The following is an 18,083-nucleotide window of genomic DNA, read 5'->3' as shown; positions in this document are numbered from 1 at the left end:
AAGCTGTTCCTATATTTTAGGTACAGCTTTCTTCTTTATTTTATTTATCAGTTCTATGTACTGAGAATCCCCATATCCGATTGTTGGAAATAGCTGAAACAACTTTATTAATAATTCTTGCGTTGATAAATCTTTATTTTTAGAGATGAATTTCATTACAGTATTATCTTCTTTTAGCATTTCTAAATATAAGTCTATAGCCTGATACATTACTGGTGGTACCTTATAGAAAATCTTTTTATGGTTTACTAATACTTCATTGTATACAGAAGAATAATTTCCCAATTTAAGTTCAATTTGATTTACTTTAAATTCATCCTCTCTGAAACTATTTAAGTATACCTTCCCTTCATAAGAAGACTGTTCAAGGTAAGAAAGTATGGTAAGTAGGTTCATTTGGCAGAACATATCTTCACCAAACCATAAAACAATACATTTATACTTTTTCGTAAAAAGGTTTTCTAACGGGTCTATAACCTTTTTTGTGTAACTTTCTATTGAACTATTATGCCCTTCTGCTCTTGTTTTAATAAACTCTTTATCAAAAACTTGTGTTGTAGCCATGTTTACACACATTGCCTCATTAAATGGTGCATAATCAGACTCCCCCATTAGCTTTTCATTTTTAAATTCTTCATGCATCATTTGACCATTCAATATGTTTAATACATCTTTATCAAACAGCTCACTCTTCGCATTTCGTAACTGCTCAACCTCTAATTTTCTAGAAATATTCATTTTAAACTCTCCCTCTTTATTTATATTGAGTTTAACAAAAGATTGAATAGGCAATTTGTTAAGTTGAAATTCTCTTGGGTTCATTCCAAAAACATTCTTGAAAGCTCTACTATAAGTCTCTTGCGAAGAATAATCGTAATCCAATGCAATATCTATTATCTTTCTATCGTTTATTAAATCCTCCGTAGATAAATACAATCTTCTTAAAAGAATATAGCGTCTAATACTTATACCTGTTACTTGGTGGAATTTAAAAGAACAGTAATACGGAGAATACCCCATATAATGAGATAAATCCTCTAATGAAAATTCCTTTTTTAAATTGATCTCAATCCAATCAATCATCTGCTGTATATGTTCATTTATTTACTTCCCCCCTTATTAAGCATTATAAGAGATGTTCATTACTTTCTTTTGATATTTCTTGTGTTTTATAACATGAGCCATTTTCTATAATCTTTAAACTCTATATGTAAGTATTAATTTTTTTTAGCTATCTTATTTTGTCATACCTTATACTAACTTTTCAATCTAACGTTAATTAGTATGATTCACACACCTTACCAATTATTAAAAGTCAATTTACATTATATTTCATTTTAAAGGAGTTCAAAAATTAAACTCGAATTTTGTAAAATAAGATTCTTTTAATTCTCTAGTAAAAAATTAAACTTTGGAAAGGACGTTACAATGAACGAGATAGATAAAGAAATACTTCAATTAATAAATGAACAATATCCGTTGAATTTTATTAACATTAAACCTATAACGAATGAAATGTATCAATGTTTAAAAATGCTGTTGTTTAACTAAGTTTCCTTGTAGTTAAACAACAGCATTTATTAATTATCTACTAGACAACCTTTTTTATAACTTATAAATACTGATTCAAAAGTCTGTTCAAATACAGTTCATTTTGCGGAGATACTTTCTCAGCAAATCTAGCTGTAATAATAATAGGAGCCCATTGAAAGATCTCATCTCGTGTGAGGCCAGTATTTCTACAATATATTTGTAAATACGTTTCCGCTAAGTCTATATGAGATTGCGCAAACAATAAATATGTACGAAATACATCTGCACGAATATCACCTGAACTGGCATCTACCCAGTCTATAATTTTCACATTCTCTTCCTTAGTCAAAATTAGATTAAATGGATGGAAATCCCCATGGCATAATCTAGGTTCAAATTTGATTAAATGTAACTTATTTAATATATTTTCCTTTTGTTTTCCATCCGATTTCTGTACAGATTTAATTTGACGCTCTAACCTTTCTCTCATTGATTCTATTTCATCTGTGTTCATACAAATAGAATGAATCTTTATTTGTTCATTAACACAAATATTTATGTAATGCTCCGCTTCATTTAGATTATTAAGCAGGAGATTACCAATACTGTCCCCTTTTACGTATTCCATAATAATTGCCTGTCTATTTTGTATCTTTGTCACTTCAAATACGTTTGGAACTGGTAGCCCACATAAATAAGCGTATTTTTGTTTTTTTGCTTCATTCATAGACTCTGTATTTGGAAGGTATTCGTTGAATAATTTAATAACTTTATTTTCATAAAGATATATCTTAGCTGTATTTCCTTTAGCTATTGGCTCACCTAAATTCAAGTTTTCCCCTCCTTAAACCATGTAGTATTCTACAACCTTATTTTAACTTCACTTCAATGATAGTATTTCCTTCTACTCATATGAATCCTATCATTACAAAAATATCTGAAATGAAAAAAAGAAAAACACGTATTGAAAACAGCTCTATAATTATAAGGCGACTTTAATAATGTTGATAATTTTTTGTTTCGTTTGGCTTAAATAATTTTTATTTTTAGTAGAAATGAGTATACCAATTGGAATTTTAGAATTAAAATCCTTAATCTTAAAAGATAGTACTTCATCATTCAAAATTGTACCTTTCGGAATAATCCCTATAGCATTTCCAAAAAGCATTTGTGGAATGAGGTTTAACGCACTACAATTGTAAATTCTTTTAAAAGACAAATTATTTTCCAACAAGAAAGAACTTACAGATTGGTAGGAATAACAATTACTTTCACCTACAATAACGGGATAATCTATAATATCAAATGCCTCAACAAATTCTTTTTGTAATAAAGGATGCTCTGGATCATTCACTATAAATTCAATCTGTTCATCACATATTGCAATAAATTTTACATTTGATATATTTTCATTATTACCACATACCGCAAAATCAATCTTATTATGATCTATCATTTCTGATAAAAGTGCTGTATTTCCTACTACAAAATCACAATGTATATATGGTTTTTCAGCATTTAAAAACTTTAATATTATCGGTATTAACCTTTTAGCAACTGATTCTAATAGACCTATTCTCAAACTGCCTTTCTCTTCATTACTAATTCGTTGAGCTTGAGAAATGGAATATTCCCAATGGGTTAATAAATTTTCTACTTCTTCCGCAAAAAGTTTTCCTTCTTCTGTTAATCTTGCATCCCATCCTCTTTCAAACAAAAGAAAACCAATTTCATTTTCCAGCTTTTTTATATGTGTTGTAACTGTTGATTGTGCATAGTTTAATTGTTTAGCAGCTTGTGAAAATGTTCCTTCTTCAATAATTTTTTTGAATGTAAGTAATTCTTTCATTTCCATTTCCAACACCATCTTCATCGGTTTTATTGATAGTTACTCAATATATTTTCAATTATACAAATGGAAGTATTGGAAGTAAAATGAAATCAAAAGAAAAGGAGTGCTATATTATGCCATTTGTCACTGTTTATCATCCTGAAAAATTATTCGATAATACGTTATTAAAGAATGTAAGCAATCAAATTCACCATTCCTTAATTGAGCATTTCAATATTCCCGAAAGTGATTATTTTCAAATGTTTTTACCTTATCCTCCTCATCAACTGTTTTATGATTCATCTTATCTTTTAGAAGGTTCAGTAAAACGATCCAACAATATGATTTATGTTTCCATTAAGTGTGGACCAGGAAGAACAATTAATCAAAAAAAGGCTTTATATAAAGCTATAGCCACTAGTACAGCTAATATATTACAAATCTCTACTGCTGATGTTTTTATTACACTACACGAGACACCTATAGAGAATTGGTCATTCGGTCAAGGTATAGCTCAAATGTTAAATCAGCGTAATAAATAGGCTTTATTTTTCTCAAAAAATAAACTTACCACCTTCTATAACTATATAGAAAGCGGTAAGTTTATTTTGCTAGGAATATCGGAAGGAAACTTTGGTGTATGCAAAACAGTAAATGAGTATCCTAGTTGAATAAACAATAATTCATTATGTTTACATTCATATGGAACACTATTTTTCTTCAAATTATTTTGTATGCGCTGTAAAAATGCTTGATCAGGTGTTCCAAAAGAAACGTGTACTTTCGGTGGTAAAGCTTTCATCGCAATTGGAATCCACGGTCGCTGCCACCAAGTTGCAACAATGTATGCAGTGCCACCTATTACAAAGTTAAAAATATCTCCATCCTCCATCGTTTTCATATCTAGATTTAATTTCAACCATTCCGTAAATACAGGTACACTTTTAACGGGAAGACCGATTTCTCTTACATATAAAACGTTTAATGGTGAATGCGGTACTAATACATCTTCTTTAACATAACTATGCGCGATAATTTCGAGAAGATTTCCATCACCATCTCTGAAATATAAGTTGAATCGGCCGCTCTCTTCATCAATTGTATGACCATCTTTCCATTTCACAATGAGTAATCCAGACTCTTCAAGCCATCTTGCAGTTTCATGAAATTTTGAATATGGAATCTCAAAAGCAAAGTGAGCAGGTGCAATTGGTTCATATACTTCTTGAAAACTAATTGTTGTGTATGGCGTTACTTCAAATTGAATAAATGATGCTGTTTCTTTTTTTATTGGAAAAGATAATATATCATTATAAACTTGTTTTACCCCTTCTATGGAAACCGTTTGTAGTTTTATATCTGATATATGTGTAATCACGTTACATTCCTCCCTTGTTTCTTACCATCTATTCGTATTGTATTACACTTATAAACAGATAAAATCAAACGGAAGAATGGATTTTTCATTTAAAAACTACAACTTTAGTATGAATATGTTAACTTCTTTCATTGTGAGTACAGTAACGTTTCAAAACAATTCCCCTCCATATTTCGTCTTTTTGATTAACACTTTACTTATTTCTATTTTTTCAAGTTTCTCCTGCATTGTTTCCATATAAAAAAGCTGTCTTTCCTTAAATGAAAAGCAGCTTTTACAATAAAATATATTAAGATTTTACAGCAATAATCAGAAATCTTTTTGAATTCGTACGAATACCTTTTTCCGAACTATTAGCTTCAATAAACTTTTGCAAAATATTAAAATCCTCTTCCTCTTCTCCAAAATTAGGAATAATAGGCGTATGTTTTAATAAGAAAATAAGATCCTTAGGCGTACTGTAATAATCAGTAACATCATATCCACGTACTTGCACGAGTTCAAATCCCGCACTAATAAGTTCCCTCATATACTTTTCTTTTAAAGTTCCGTCTCTTTCACCTAAGCATTGTCCTCGGCCAAATGCTTCTTTAAGATTTAATTTATCATGTTCGCTAACTTGTTGTGTTAAGAAAAAAGCACCCTGTTTCATTACTTTTGCTAACTCAGATGCTATAAACGGTGCGTGACAACTAGAAGCGATATCAAAAGGGGCATTCTGAAACATTAACGCTTCAGAATCCATTTGAAAAAACTCAACGTTTTGTATACCTGATATTTTCAAGTTGGAATGTGCCGTTTCAATCATGCCATTAGAATTATCAATTCCAATTAACAATTTAGCTGAAGATGCTATGTTAAGTACATTCTCTCCTCCACCTGTACCAACATCAAGTAGAGTGTCTGATGGTTTACTTCTTTCTTTCACTTCTCCATAAAAGTCCCATGTATCTCCTACAGTTTCACATTTTATTTTACTAAAATCCCATCCATTTAATCTTCCTACTTTATCATAAAAGTTTTTGTACTCTAATTCGTTCACTTTATACTTTCCCCTTTGTTGATGCTTATATATTCTATAGATTCTTAATGAAAATGAGTCATCAATTATTTATTCTAAATATGCAAGCCAAGCCTTATAAAACGCTAGAACAGGCGATATCTTTTACTTTTTTCTTTATGCAGAGCTTTTTTACATATTTTGTTTTCTTCTGTTTGTTCATAAAACATCAATCCTTCCAAATAACCGCCTTTAATTACATTCAATAACTACCAAAATATTCTTACTTACTATTATACTTAATAATAATAATAGTAATAGTAATCATTAAATTATTTAATTTAATTAAAATATAATAAAATAAAGATTATAAGAAAACCTATTCTATACCGCACTTAATTTACATAATAATTTTATAGTTTATTTCTTACTGTATATTCTAAATGTCCTCCACCCAAACTACACATACTATCCAACACAATACTAACTGTTTTTCCATTTTCAGATAAACTATATTTTATGCAAAATAGATTTACTACAGACACTGTATTGTTTCCTGATGGAGGATACACATACCACTAAATTATTAGCAATAAAAGCCCCTTATTAAAGTAGCTTTTGTTGCTAATTTAGAAACTGCTGAAGTAATACAGGATTCTCTTTTAAAAGTTCTGCTAAAAACATAAGTTGTGGGAAAGGTTGTAAAATTAATTCTTTATCCATTTTTTCTTTTAATATAGCAACTCCGCCTTGATTTGTATAATCAGTTAATGTTATTTTTCCAGTGCAAATTAATTCAATATCATTCAATGAAAGTAACAGTAGTCCATTCGTTTCAGAAGATGGTTTAGGTAGCATCTTTGAATAAGCAACATACATGATAGATAAACTTTCATCTGGACTATCAATAATTAATATTGGATTGACTTCATTTTCTGCTTTTATTTTCTTTGATTGTGCATTCCAATTCTCTTTATAAAATGTAGTTGGTGAATTCAATATAGTAATATCGATAGAAGCTTCTTCTTTCACTTCTCTTTTAGCAGTTTCTACTGCTGTTTCATCCGCCTCTTTATGTCCTCCAAGTCTTACTACACCTAATGTATCGCCTTTACTCGTTGGTCCAACTTGAAAAACAAATAAATTCTTATACATTACATATGCACCAGATGTTCGTACATTCTTATCTATAGGTATCAATATTTACCCTCCTAAATTAACCATCTCACAAACCAGTTTACTATAATTTTATTATGTTTTTAAATTATCTTCAATCCAACACACAGCATCAAGTAAATTTTCCGCTATATAATTAGGCGTCGTTTCTATCCACGTATTTCTATACTTTGTTAATGAGCTTTCTCCCCATCCTGTTCGTACCAAAATCTTTTTCATATTCACCCTTTTGGCTGCAATCATATCCGTACTCCCTGTATCTCCAATAAGAAAACAGTCTTTTAAGCATAGATTATGTTCTTTCGCTGCTTTTAAAAGTAATCCTATATTCGGTTTTTGGCAGTCACAACTACTATTCATTTTATGTGGACAATAGTATATTCCATCTATATAAGCATCATCATCTTTTAAAATTTGTTGCATTTTTTGAAATCCTTTAAGCAGTTCTTTTTCAGTAAAATATCCTCGACCAATTCTAGTTTGATTTGTATATAAAAATACCTTTAGTCCTAATTTATTTAACCGTTGAATTGCATTAGGTACAAAATCAAATAACATAAATTCATTTGGATGTATTCCCCCTCCTATTGTTCCATCTCTATCTATAAAAACTGCCTTCATTTTTATTTCCTCCTTAAAATACATATAAAAAGTAGGATTCACCAAAAAATTACAGAATTCTATATATAACAAGTATTGGACGGATTATTTTCAAATTTCTCTATAATAAAGGTGGTATAAACAGTTTGAAACTTATACAAGAACGTAGCCTTACCGTAAAGACAACTTTTACTAAAGAATACAAGATTTTTATTTTTGGTTTACTCATTTCACGAATTGGAGACTCATTGTATACTTTTGCGTTACCTTGGATTGCCTATCAATTAACCGGTTCAGCTGTAATTATGAGTTCTTTATTTGCTATTAACATATTACCAATCGTTTTATTTGGCCCTTTAGTTGGCGTAATAATTGATCGATACGATCGAAAAAAATTACTTTTGGTAGCGGATATTACTAATATTATTTTAGTAAGTCTTGTACCAATACTACATTCATTATATCTACTAGAAATATGGCACTTGTACATAATTATTTTTATTTTAGCAGTTATGTCCATGCTTTTTGATGTAACAACTGTTACAGTCATTCCGCAAATTGTTGGAGCATCCTTAACTAAGGCCAATTCTTTCTATCAAATGGTCAATCAATTGGCTAGTTTATTTGGTCCAATGATAGCTGGAGTTCTCATTTCTTTTATTGGCGGCTTTCAGTTACTTTGGATTAATGTTCTTTCATTTATTGCAACATTAGTTGCTGTGATGTTATTACCGTCTATGAAAACCGTAAATAAGAAATATGAAGATAAAAATACACTTCAAAATGTACTATCTGATTTGGTTAATGGATTTACATGGCTCAAAAATGATCGCTTAAATATAGCTTTATCTTTTCAAGCTATGATAGGAAACTTTGGAGCAAGTGCGGTTTTAGGTGTATTCATGTATTATTTATTATCCACATTGCAACTTACCTCGGAACAAAGTGGGTTTAATTATTCATTAATTGGAATAGGCGGGCTTTTAGGAAGCTTGATTGTAGTTCCTTTAGAAAAGAGATTGCAGCGCGGCCTTCTAATTCCTTTACTCCTATTCGCTGGAGCAATTGGCTTAACTTTCGCGCTTTGGAGCACATATTGGTTCGCTCCTGGAATTGCTTTCGGTATTGCAATGACTTGCAATGTTGCATGGAATACACTTGTAGCCTCAGTTCGCCAGGAAACAGTCCCATCAAATATGCAAGGGAGAGTTTTAGGATTTTCACGTGTACTTACACGATTAGCTATGCCACTTGGAGCGTTAGTAGGAGGCATTATTTCAGCTTATAATCCAGTCTATGTATTTGCTTTAGCTGCCTTCACGAAATTACTTGAAGTTTTTATTGCACTATGTAGTCCGATACGAAAGCTATGATGGAAGGAAAGATAATTATGTATGATTGGTTAATTGCAATTACTGATAAGTTTATAAAGAAAAAAGGCATATCATAGTGCCTTTTTTCTTTACAATCATTTAACTGGATAACAAACTTCTGTAACCCACTTACTAGGATCCGATTCCATCGCTGGGCTCACATGATAAATATTAAACATCGGACCTGCTAATTCGTAACCTTCTGTCTCAATCCATGTTGCTGCAGCCTCATTTACAGCTGTCATTTGTTCATAGCTTCCATTAACCGTTATGGAAGCTACATTAGTTGATTCAATCTTTTTAAATGTAACGTCTTTTGTATTTTCATGCTTACCTAGGATACTTAGCTGTATTTCTACATCTACATCATTTTCTTTGTATTCTTGATCATGAAAGACAGCGATACTATAACTCGGATGGTCCATACTAATATTTTTAATATGAATTTCTCGCATCAATATACTCCATAAATCGCCTTCACAAATATACGATGGAATAATCTTTCTAACACTAGCTACATTTCTTTCTGGAATTTCTTTTATTGAAACGTGGTAATTCATCTCAACAACATCCTCTCTCATCGTTTTCATTGAATCTTCGAGGAGACGTAATTGTTTTTGGAGGTTAGTCATGTCTTCTTTAATTTGAGCACTACGATTTGAAAATTGCTCCTTAATACCATCTATATTATCGCATTCTATTATTTCTTTAATGGTAGCGATATTAAATCCCATATTTTTTAACGTTTGAATTTGATTTACTTTCTTTAATTGGGCTGCTGAATAGTATCGGTATCCACTCTGCTCATCAACTTTTATTGGTTGTAATAATTCCACTTTATCGTAGTGTCTCAACATCCGAATACTAATGGAAGATAGTTTTGAAAAGTCTCCTATTTTAAACATGATTTCCTCCTATAAGTTACATCTACTTCGAAACTCAACTTCATCTTAAACAATGACATTGTGTGAGAGTCAACTGTTTATAACACTTAAATCATATTTCTTTAATTCTTTCCCCTTATACTTACTTCCTTCTTAAGGCTATAAGAATTGATATTAGTCCGTTCACAGCTAATAAAGTTACAATAATACTTGTAACTAAAGCTACGTCTGGCGCAAATATTTTAATCGTACGCCATGGTGAACTTGTACTATACGTAAGCAGTGGGATGAAAACAATAGATATTAGTAGGGATAGACTCCCTATGAATAACCAAATTTGCTTTTTTACAGTTTTCATATGTTTATACTTTTTAATTAACATGATTGATATTATGAAAAGTATAAGTGTAACTATCAACAAAATAATTTGTGTTAATGGTATGTTTTTAGGGATATCAACCGGTTCTTCTCCATTCAAAATACTAATAATCCCCTTTTTCAATACTGATAGTGCGGTTTCTTCTAATACATGATTTTTATTCGTTAGAATCACACCACCCCAGCCACTTTTGTTTAAAATAAATAATTCTGCACGAGCATCGGGTGTTGATCCTGAATGCCAAATCATCGTTTCACTTTCATTTATATTTGTTGTTCTTAATCCAAAACCATAACTTTTTTCTGAGTTTATTTTATAAAGTGGTGATAGATAAAGATCCATGTTTTCTTTCTTCAATAATTGAGCATCCTCTGGACGATTCAAAAACATAATATATTGAATCATATCTTCTAAATTTGCAGTAATATAGCCATATGGTGCCCCGGTATTATCATAGGACACTACACTTTTTCTTGGAATGCCAAACCAAGACTGATAACCTGTAAAATAACCTTTTTCACATGCAATTTCTTTACTTGCTGCCGCGCCATTCATATTTAATGGCTGAAAAACATTCTTTTCCATATATGAAGAATATGTTTCATTTGTGACTTCTTCAATAAGCGCACCTAAAACAATATAATTTGCATTACTATATTGATATTTTTCTCCTGGTGGAGCAGTTACTTTTACATTTGAAAGCCTCATTACATTTTCTTTTAATGCTGTAGAATTTTTGGATTGCTTATCTGATAATGCTAAGCCCTCATAAGTGCTTATTCCACTTGTATGAGTTATTAGATGTTGGATTGTTATAGTTGAGGATATTTGAGAATCTTTTAGTTTAAACCAGGGGAGGTATCGTTGAACTGAATCCTCTAATTTTATTTTTTTATCTTCTATTAATTTCACTATAGCTAAAGCTGTTAAAGATTTACTTATTGAGCCAATTGCAAATTGCGTTTTACTAGTGACCTTTTTTTCAGATTCTCCAGTAATCCCCATCGTTTTTGTGAAGAATACATCTTTATTATGTACAATTGCAACTGAAGCTCCCGGAATATTCTGCTCCTTTATAAATTTTTCAATATACTTATCTAATGTAACTTTAATATTTTGCTGAGCGTAAACTTTTGGAGGTATGATACATAATATTAATACATTACAAAGAATACAAATTAGAGACAGTTTATAGATCGTATTCTTCATTATACTTTAGATGCTTTCTTTTTTTATAACTTACTAAGCTAATAAATACCACTACAGAAAGCGTCAAACTAGTCAATATTAATAATGCGTTCCACCATTGATTATCTGAAATACGATATAGAAGATTATACTGAAATGCATTTTTACTAATAATTGGATTAAATGATTCAGTTAAAAATATTGAAAATATAGTTTGCAAGATGAGGTAAGTAATAACTGCGATGAATATGCCACTTAAGATAATTGTGTTGAATTTTCCCTTTTTATTTTGAAGTTGTTTCATTTTAACTTGTAAGTCAATTTCATTTATTTCTAAAAAATCTTGAACAAATAATTGAGGTGTACCTAAATCATCTATACTATCTTCACCATGTTCACGACATTCTTGAATATGTTCTAATATTTGTCGCTTAATATTATCCCTTTCTTCTAAACTTATATCGTATTGCTTTAATTCCTTAAGTACGTCTGTTAAAAATTTCTTTTCTTTACCTATCAATCTATTCCTCATTTCAGAAGGTCTCCTTTCAAACCGCTTTTTAATAATATTTGAATATCCGATTGCAATTCTAACCACTCATTAATTTTCTTCTCAAGACGTATTTTCCCATTTTCATTAATTTCATAATAAATCCTAACTTTACCACTGTCTGTTACTTCTTGATAAGTATTAACCCATTCTTGATTTTTCAACTTAGTTAAAATAGGGTAAATACTTCCTACTCCTTTCAATTTTAAATTGTTTACTTCAAGTTCTTTCATAATCTCATAACCATAACTTTTCTTTTTCGACAAAATAGATAATACACACATTTCTAAATGACCTTTAATTAAACTTGTTCTATTCATAGGATAAATTTAACAGAAATATATACTTCATTCAAGTATATATTTCTGTTAAATCAAAAAAATAAGATAATAAAATAGAAAGATTAACAAACAAACAATATCACTTACGAACTGTTTTTACCCTTATTTATCACTTTTATAATATAATAATTACATAATATATCAACTATTTATCCCTATTAGCTTTTTATATCTCCTTGTCTTATACTTCTTCTCTTAGTGAAAAATATCGTATGCGGGACATAAAAATAATAAAAGATCCAATTTCTTAATTTTGATATTAAGAAATTGGATCTTCTTTCATTACCTTGTATCAATCATACTGCGTTAATATATACATTATAAAGAATATACGTTTTATATAAGTTATGTTAATAATACATAAGCTAATAAAACTTTACTGATTACGCTCAAGACATTCATAAACCGCCATCATATCTCGTTTATCCAATTCACGAATGCGATTAAAAATTGGTATTTGCACAACAGCCTCTGTTAATAAACTCTCATCTACAACATCACTAACTTTTCCAGTTAACCATGTTTTTACATCCACACCCTCAACAACTTCTTTTAGCCCTTCATCATTAATACCACTTGCATTACAAGTTACACATGGAATTGTTAGTTTAAAGACACCATCGTGCAAATTATCTTCAGTAATAACTTTCTTTCCTTTACAAAATGGACATGGATTACTTTTTTTAATTTTATTAATTTGGGTAACTAACTTTTTATATCCAAATGCTTCGTATACATACGTAAGTTTTTTATATTTACCATTTGTGAAATACTGATCTATAATGTTTTCTCTCGTTTCATAAACATTAGGGAAATCACAAACAGTTACTTGATTATTAACACTAATGGATTCGATATTTCCTTTTATTTCATCCCAGAATGGTAAGACATTTTGTAACACTATTTCATAGTTTGAAAAGCTTGCTTGTTCTAACTCAAACATTTTTAGTGCAACTTGTGCTTTTCTTGGCAATAAAGAAACATCTTCTGTCAATCTCATATCACCACCAACTATATCTTTCAATTTATGAAGTGCAGGTAAATCACCGACTATTTTCAACACTTCATCAACTGGCTGATTGATAATTTCACGAATATCTGATTTACCAAATTTAAGTGGTTTATGATGATTTAAAACAGTCCCTTTACAAATTGGGCATGTCATCATTTCTTTAGAAGTTTTAATTTCTTCTTTAATAGCTGCTTTTGAAATAACAATATATCCACCAATAATCGTATTAAATCCTACCCATGTCCTGCGTGTCTTTCCTTTTTTATCATAAAATGATTTTTCAAAATATCCGTACCAAAACGTATGCTTTTCTTCTTCTGACATATCACTATAGCTCTTTGAAAAATCGTAACCAAGCTCATTTTTAATTTCTTCGAATAGAAACTCTATTTTTTCATATTGATAAAATTTTAATACTTTCATAATTTCTGGATCGAATAAACCGTCCCAAAATGGAACATTTTTATCTTGAATTGTAATATCTTTATCGAAAATTTCAATTTGAAGACGTCCAGAACAAGATGGACAATGATTGCCCTGTGAATAGAAATCAAAACTTCTCGTATCTTTATTAGTTGAATGAGCAGCTACAACATGATTAATTAGTCCACCAATTTCATATAAGAAACTATATTGACTATATAAATGCCTTTCAAGATCAATAGCAACAACAGGTGCAATTGTATCTGATTCATATTCACCATATATTAACCTAGCCATTGATGATAAACTTTTTAAAATACCACCCTTATAAATGTTTTCGGCATTTTTAAAATAGTTAATATGATTATCTTCTAAATAGTGAACTCCTTCCTTCTGCTTAAGCGCTGAAGAAATGTGAATTTGTTCAGCATTATTCGCACTACTTTTTTGACGATAATAATCATCATGACTTACTACATCCAGATGGTTTATAGATTCAAGTTGTCTTTTCCCGAAATCTACAATATAATCAGAGCTTTCTAACATGTAACTATTATGTTCAATCATGATGATCGAGACTGATTCATCTTGCAATATCCCTCTAACACTATCTATAAATTGATTTAAAATATTTTGTGATAACCCCTTTGAAGGTTCATCAAAAATAAATAATGTATGTGGATTTTTTGTGTTTGCAAATAACTCCGAAACTAAGTGAACACATTGAAACTCACCCGTTGATAATGTTTGTGTTTTTCGTTCTAATGTTAAATAGCCAAGTCCTAGTTTAATTAATAGGCTCAAGCGTTTATACGCAATATCTTCATTTGGAAGTTCATCAATAATATCTTCAATCGAGCGCTCGAAAATATCATCGATTTCTTCACTATACTTTGTTAGTTTCTTTTTAATATCTAGGAAAGTGGCTACAGTTGATCGACTTGTTATCGATTGATTTCGATCTTGCCCTACCATAGCTAGTTTATCTTTTGGATATCGTTTCAAGAAATCTGTAGCTAAACATTCATTGACAAGTGTAGATTTCCCGCAACCAGATTCTCCTGTAACTGTTACAAGCCTATTTTTAGGAATCTGAAACTTCACCATTTGGATATTACGGCAATATAATTCTTGGAATGTATAATATTCTGTTGGTACTTCTTTATTTAGATCGCACAGGATTGATTTTGGTCTTGGTGATTCTTTCACAATTTGTCCACCATATTTTCCGCTACCAGGTCCAAAGAACAATTGCTCATCTGTTGTATCCAGTACTGTATCTGAATGATCTATAAGCCAAATTTGATTTTTACACCCTAATTGCTTGATCTCTTCTAATATTTGTAATAATGTTTCATGATCAAGTCCAACTGAAATCTCATCAATAATAATTACAGCATTTTCACTTACTGCCATGAATTCAGCCAAATATAGTCGAGTTAACTCTCCACCTGACAACGTACCCATTATTCGATTTAATGTTAAATAGCCAATGTTCATATTAATTATATTTTGTAGTATATGTTGCTTTGCTTCACTAATATGTAACTCTTCCGCTAGCGAAAGAATAGATTCAACACTTAAATCATTAATATTTGAAATGGTATGTGGTTTAGCAAATAAATCTATAGTATGTTGTTCAATTTCTTCGCTATAACGTTTTCCCTTACATTTTTTACACTCAATATTTTTAGTAGTACCTCGGCCTTTACACCCAGTACACCAACCTAACTCGTTATTAAATGAAAAAACCTCAGGGGAAAGATGAAATACTTCAGCAAGTTTTTCGCGAATTTCAGTGAAAACACCAGTATGTGTACCTAGCGTTGAACGTGGATTAGAAGAAATTGATGATTTCCCCAGAAAAAGTACTAAAGGCATATCCTCCATCTTAATCGCACTAAAATTCGTTTCCATGATATTAGGAAATAAATATTGATATTCAGCCTTTGGTAATAAAGAAACTAATCGTTTTTTTGATTCTTCGCCAATCGTTTGACAAAAAGTTGTTTTACCGGATCCTGATAAACCAGCGATTCCAAAAGACTTATTAAATGGAATGACTGTATCTAATTGGTTTATGTTATTAGCAATTAATTGATTTACTTTCATATTAACCTCCATTCTTATTTTTCATTAAAATCATTTTTATAGTATAATAATTACACAATGAATATAACATCTTATATAATTCCTTTTACTTCAAGAAGCTTATCCTTATATATTTCAAACCATTGTTGCCATTCATCTTTAGAAAACTCTTTTTCTTCTCCTTCTAGAATGGAAGAAAAAAGATCTAAACAAATATGCCAACCTGCTATATCTTTCGGTGTATGATCAGTTAATTCATGAATGTATTCTTTAAGGAGTAAAAGAGAACCATTTTTCTCTTTATATATTTCAAATCGAACCCGATCTTTATCCCAAGTAAATTCAAGTACTGAGTTTAGTTGACACTCTAAAATATCAATATTTATAAATGAACCATCCATCATGTCGAACTTTATGATTCCACCTGTTTTAAGGCTTTCAATCTGCAAATTAGACATCCATTTTTTTAACTTACTGTTTTCTGTTAAAACTGACCAAACCTCTTCTATTGAATATGAAAAATGACGATCAAATTGTACTACGTATTCATTATCTTGTTTATCTATTACAGCTAACATTATTAATTAACCCCCTCCAAAAAACGAATATACGTTCTATTTTACATGATTTCATAAAAAAAAGAAATCTCTATTCCACCCCACTTAGTTTAAGGATTTTTTGTTAGATTCAAAATTGATTGACTGATTATATATGAAAGTTCTAATCTGGTTGACCATGCTTTTATTGGATCAATAATATTATCTTGATTAAGACTATTGACATATTTTAAACCATCTACTGCAATATACCCGATTTTAAAATCGGTAAATTCTTTTATAATCATCGGCCATTCCCCATCAGTCATTCTGCATTTAGAATATTTTATTATGTAATCAGCTGCTTGTTTTGAAAGCCCACATGAACCAGCTGTAATATCTACTTGTTTCCCTAATTGTAATGACATAATTTTATTTGATACTGTTTCTGTAACTTGCCATTCTTCAGGGTGTGTCTGAAAAGCTTTCTCCGTTCTGCCAATGATTAAGTAATCTACATCTACTATATTCTGAATGAATGAATTAAGCTCAACTGGATATTCTTTCATCCAAGTTAGTAAACGATCAAAGTCACAATAGTGATAGTAATCATGATCATAGTTTCTAACAAACTTCAAACAATCCCTACGTGCGTTCCCTGTCCCTGATTTTTCTACTATATTTATATGGAATTTATATTCCTCCAGTTCTTTTACAATTTCTTTAGCTGTTACATTACTAATTGTTATATATTTTTTATCATAATTTAAATTCATTAATTCCTCTTTTAGCTCTTTTATAGTAGATAATAAGCTCCCTGTTGGATCATGAGTAATGCATGTTAATGCCACTTGTTTTATAGGTTGCATAGTATATTCATCCCCTTTGCAAAATAAAAAGCAGAAAGAATACTTTCTGCTTTTTTATAATAAAATAATATATTTCGTATGTTCAAATTGAATATAAAACAATAGTGTATACAAATAAACTCCACTACAATTCATAGATTAATATTATAAGCACTTAATTTAGTTTAATGATTTACCGCTTAATCGCATCGACAATTAACGATGGAAAACCAAGTTTATCACCTTTATTTCTAGAATCATACCTTTTCGAACGGAAAATAACACCGTCGTTTGCATCCCATTCATTGTAATAAAACTGACCATTTTCATCACAATATTCAAGTAATACTACCTCAAATCCAGCAGTTTCAAACATTTTCGTTAAAGTTTTATAATTATGAACAATTTTATGACTTGCAGCTGGATGATCTTTCGGGCCAGGTCCGCCTATTTGAACTATATTTTGGTACGCTTCATCTCGGAAATATGCATCAGGAACACCGCACCGGATATGCCCTGCTAGCTTTAAAAATTCATAACAAATTTCAGCTGCTCTTACACCTTCTTCAAACGTAAGGTGTTCCCATACATGCTCCGCTAAAATAGCTGAAATAGAGTTGTGTTCAAATCTATTTTCCCACGTAGCCTTATCTAGTAAGTTAAGTTCGTCTTCTTGCGTTTGAACCCAACCTGGATTATTATTAAACACTCCAGCTCCGACTACTACTTTAATTTCGTCTTGTTTTATTACCATCACTTTCACCTCGTAAACATTTTAATTTATTAATATATTCTATGTTTACTAATATCCTTCCTTCTTCAACAAATTAATAAAAATATAATGAAAGTAATAACAACATAACGAATTAAGGAAAAAATTTAGTATCATGAGTCCAGAACAATATCTGAATTCAAACACTAAAAATTTCTTAATGCAACA

17 protein-coding genes and 2 pseudogenes are annotated in these 18,083 nt (G+C 30.3%); 3 read left to right on the top strand and 16 right to left on the bottom strand.

Annotated features, from left to right (window positions below; translation table 11 throughout):
* Window positions 1-9 precede the first annotated feature (9 nt).
* The gene (locus tag V7S50_RS13820; RefSeq protein WP_242253557.1) at window positions 10-1,104 is read right to left on the bottom strand and encodes a helix-turn-helix domain-containing protein; all 1,095 of its coding nucleotides are present in this window, start codon (window positions 1,102-1,104) and stop codon (window positions 10-12) included.
* 324 nt (window positions 1,105-1,428) lie between these two features.
* Here V7S50_RS13820 and V7S50_RS13815 point away from each other — a divergent pair.
* Window positions 1,429-1,530, top strand: a pseudogene (locus tag V7S50_RS13815) (protein kinase); the annotation flags it as partial.
* An 82-nt stretch (window positions 1,531-1,612) separates the two neighbouring features.
* On the opposite strand, the gene V7S50_RS13810 reads toward V7S50_RS13815, so the two are convergent.
* Together V7S50_RS13810 and V7S50_RS13805 are read right to left on the bottom strand one after the other, a co-directional pair.
* Window positions 1,613-2,365, bottom strand: coding sequence for a phosphotransferase family protein (locus V7S50_RS13810; protein WP_242253313.1), 753 nt, complete (start codon window positions 2,363-2,365; stop codon window positions 1,613-1,615).
* Between the two features lie 150 nt (window positions 2,366-2,515).
* Complete coding sequence (locus V7S50_RS13805) at window positions 2,516-3,388, bottom strand: LysR family transcriptional regulator (RefSeq protein WP_242253312.1); 873 nt, start codon at window positions 3,386-3,388, stop codon at window positions 2,516-2,518.
* A gap of 110 nt (window positions 3,389-3,498) precedes the next feature.
* On the opposite strand from V7S50_RS13805, the gene V7S50_RS13800 reads away from it, so the two are divergent.
* Window positions 3,499-3,906: a tautomerase family protein gene (locus V7S50_RS13800; protein WP_242253311.1), complete on the top strand. Its 408-nt coding sequence runs from the start codon at window positions 3,499-3,501 to the stop codon at window positions 3,904-3,906.
* A gap of 41 nt (window positions 3,907-3,947) precedes the next feature.
* Here the strand turns inward: V7S50_RS13800 and V7S50_RS13795 are convergent, their stop codons facing one another.
* From V7S50_RS13795 to V7S50_RS13775, 5 genes and pseudogenes are all read right to left on the bottom strand, one after another.
* Complete coding sequence (locus V7S50_RS13795; RefSeq protein ID WP_242253302.1) at window positions 3,948-4,742, bottom strand: VOC family protein; 795 nt, start codon at window positions 4,740-4,742, stop codon at window positions 3,948-3,950.
* 289 nt (window positions 4,743-5,031) lie between these two features.
* Entirely contained in the window at window positions 5,032-5,784 is a 753-nt protein-coding gene (locus tag V7S50_RS13790; protein ID WP_242253300.1) for a class I SAM-dependent methyltransferase, read from the bottom strand.
* 371 nt (window positions 5,785-6,155) lie between these two features.
* Window positions 6,156-6,263 (bottom strand): annotated as a pseudogene (locus tag V7S50_RS13785) (winged helix-turn-helix transcriptional regulator); the annotation flags it as partial.
* 103 nt (window positions 6,264-6,366) lie between these two features.
* Window positions 6,367-6,942 carry an NUDIX hydrolase gene (locus V7S50_RS13780; RefSeq protein ID WP_242253299.1) on the bottom strand — a complete coding sequence of 192 codons (576 nt, stop codon included), beginning with the start codon at window positions 6,940-6,942 and terminating at the stop codon, window positions 6,367-6,369.
* Window positions 6,943-6,993: 51 nt separating this feature from the next.
* On the bottom strand, window positions 6,994-7,539 hold the full coding sequence (locus V7S50_RS13775) for a D-glycero-alpha-D-manno-heptose-1,7-bisphosphate 7-phosphatase (RefSeq protein ID WP_242253298.1): 546 nt from the start codon (window positions 7,537-7,539) through the stop codon (window positions 6,994-6,996).
* A gap of 125 nt (window positions 7,540-7,664) precedes the next feature.
* On the opposite strand from V7S50_RS13775, the gene V7S50_RS13770 reads away from it, so the two are divergent.
* Window positions 7,665-8,891, top strand: a complete 1,227-nt coding sequence (locus V7S50_RS13770) for an MFS transporter (RefSeq protein WP_242253297.1) — start codon at window positions 7,665-7,667, stop codon at window positions 8,889-8,891.
* Window positions 8,892-8,986: 95 nt separating this feature from the next.
* Here the strand turns inward: V7S50_RS13770 and V7S50_RS13765 are convergent, their stop codons facing one another.
* The 8 genes from V7S50_RS13765 to V7S50_RS13730 form a co-directional block, all read right to left on the bottom strand.
* Window positions 8,987-9,796, bottom strand: coding sequence for a MerR family transcriptional regulator (locus tag V7S50_RS13765; RefSeq protein ID WP_336376441.1), 810 nt, complete (start codon window positions 9,794-9,796; stop codon window positions 8,987-8,989).
* Window positions 9,797-9,917: 121 nt separating this feature from the next.
* Window positions 9,918-11,363 carry a serine hydrolase domain-containing protein gene (locus V7S50_RS13760; protein WP_242253291.1) on the bottom strand — a complete coding sequence of 482 codons (1,446 nt, stop codon included), beginning with the start codon at window positions 11,361-11,363 and terminating at the stop codon, window positions 9,918-9,920.
* On the bottom strand, window positions 11,344-11,874 hold the full coding sequence (locus V7S50_RS13755; RefSeq protein WP_242253290.1) for a hypothetical protein: 531 nt from the start codon (window positions 11,872-11,874) through the stop codon (window positions 11,344-11,346). The genes V7S50_RS13760 and V7S50_RS13755 overlap by 20 nt, the downstream gene beginning before the upstream one ends.
* Window positions 11,871-12,176: a PadR family transcriptional regulator gene (locus V7S50_RS13750; protein WP_306467431.1), complete on the bottom strand. Its 306-nt coding sequence runs from the start codon at window positions 12,174-12,176 to the stop codon at window positions 11,871-11,873. Before V7S50_RS13750 ends, V7S50_RS13755 begins: the two co-directional genes overlap by 4 nt.
* A gap of 433 nt (window positions 12,177-12,609) precedes the next feature.
* On the bottom strand, window positions 12,610-15,780 hold the full coding sequence (locus V7S50_RS13745; RefSeq protein ID WP_242253288.1) for an ATP-binding cassette domain-containing protein: 3,171 nt from the start codon (window positions 15,778-15,780) through the stop codon (window positions 12,610-12,612).
* Window positions 15,781-15,851: 71 nt separating this feature from the next.
* On the bottom strand, window positions 15,852-16,337 hold the full coding sequence (locus V7S50_RS13740) for an SRPBCC family protein (RefSeq protein ID WP_242253287.1): 486 nt from the start codon (window positions 16,335-16,337) through the stop codon (window positions 15,852-15,854).
* A gap of 89 nt (window positions 16,338-16,426) precedes the next feature.
* Window positions 16,427-17,164 carry a hypothetical protein gene (locus tag V7S50_RS13735; protein WP_242253286.1) on the bottom strand — a complete coding sequence of 246 codons (738 nt, stop codon included), beginning with the start codon at window positions 17,162-17,164 and terminating at the stop codon, window positions 16,427-16,429.
* 172 nt (window positions 17,165-17,336) lie between these two features.
* The gene (locus V7S50_RS13730; RefSeq protein ID WP_242253285.1) at window positions 17,337-17,897 is read right to left on the bottom strand and encodes a class I SAM-dependent methyltransferase; all 561 of its coding nucleotides are present in this window, start codon (window positions 17,895-17,897) and stop codon (window positions 17,337-17,339) included.
* Window positions 17,898-18,083: the final 186 nt, after the last annotated feature.

The sequence above is a fragment of the Bacillus sp. CCNWLW194 genome (assembly GCF_037120585.1).
Taxonomy (GTDB): Bacteria; Bacillota; Bacilli; order Bacillales; family Bacillaceae_G; genus Bacillus_A; species Bacillus_A basilensis.
Note: the sequence above shows the minus strand (reverse complement) of the source record. Positions and strands in the feature narration are given on the sequence as shown.

What these genes read in the sequence shown, in the direction of transcription:
- V7S50_RS13740 (WP_242253287.1), bottom strand. Translation starts at nt 16,337, where the DNA reads ATGTTAGCTGTAATAGATAAACAAGATAATGAATACGTAGTACAATTT.
- V7S50_RS13800 (WP_242253311.1), top strand. Translation starts at nt 3,499, where the DNA reads ATGCCATTTGTCACTGTTTATCATCCTGAAAAATTATTCGATAATACG.
- V7S50_RS13765 (WP_336376441.1), bottom strand. Translation starts at nt 9,796, where the DNA reads ATGTTTAAAATAGGAGACTTTTCAAAACTATCTTCCATTAGTATTCGG.
- V7S50_RS13750 (WP_306467431.1), bottom strand. Translation starts at nt 12,176, where the DNA reads ATGTGTGTATTATCTATTTTGTCGAAAAAGAAAAGTTATGGTTATGAG.
- V7S50_RS13805 (WP_242253312.1), bottom strand. Translation starts at nt 3,388, where the DNA reads ATGGAAATGAAAGAATTACTTACATTCAAAAAAATTATTGAAGAAGGA.
- V7S50_RS13745 (WP_242253288.1), bottom strand. Translation starts at nt 15,780, where the DNA reads ATGAAAGTAAATCAATTAATTGCTAATAACATAAACCAATTAGATACA.
- V7S50_RS13730 (WP_242253285.1), bottom strand. Translation starts at nt 17,897, where the DNA reads ATGGTAATAAAACAAGACGAAATTAAAGTAGTAGTCGGAGCTGGAGTG.
- V7S50_RS13775 (WP_242253298.1), bottom strand. Translation starts at nt 7,539, where the DNA reads ATGAAGGCAGTTTTTATAGATAGAGATGGAACAATAGGAGGGGGAATA.
- V7S50_RS13755 (WP_242253290.1), bottom strand. Translation starts at nt 11,874, where the DNA reads ATGAGGAATAGATTGATAGGTAAAGAAAAGAAATTTTTAACAGACGTA.
- V7S50_RS13735 (WP_242253286.1), bottom strand. Translation starts at nt 17,164, where the DNA reads ATGCAACCTATAAAACAAGTGGCATTAACATGCATTACTCATGATCCA.
- V7S50_RS13760 (WP_242253291.1), bottom strand. Translation starts at nt 11,363, where the DNA reads ATGAAGAATACGATCTATAAACTGTCTCTAATTTGTATTCTTTGTAAT.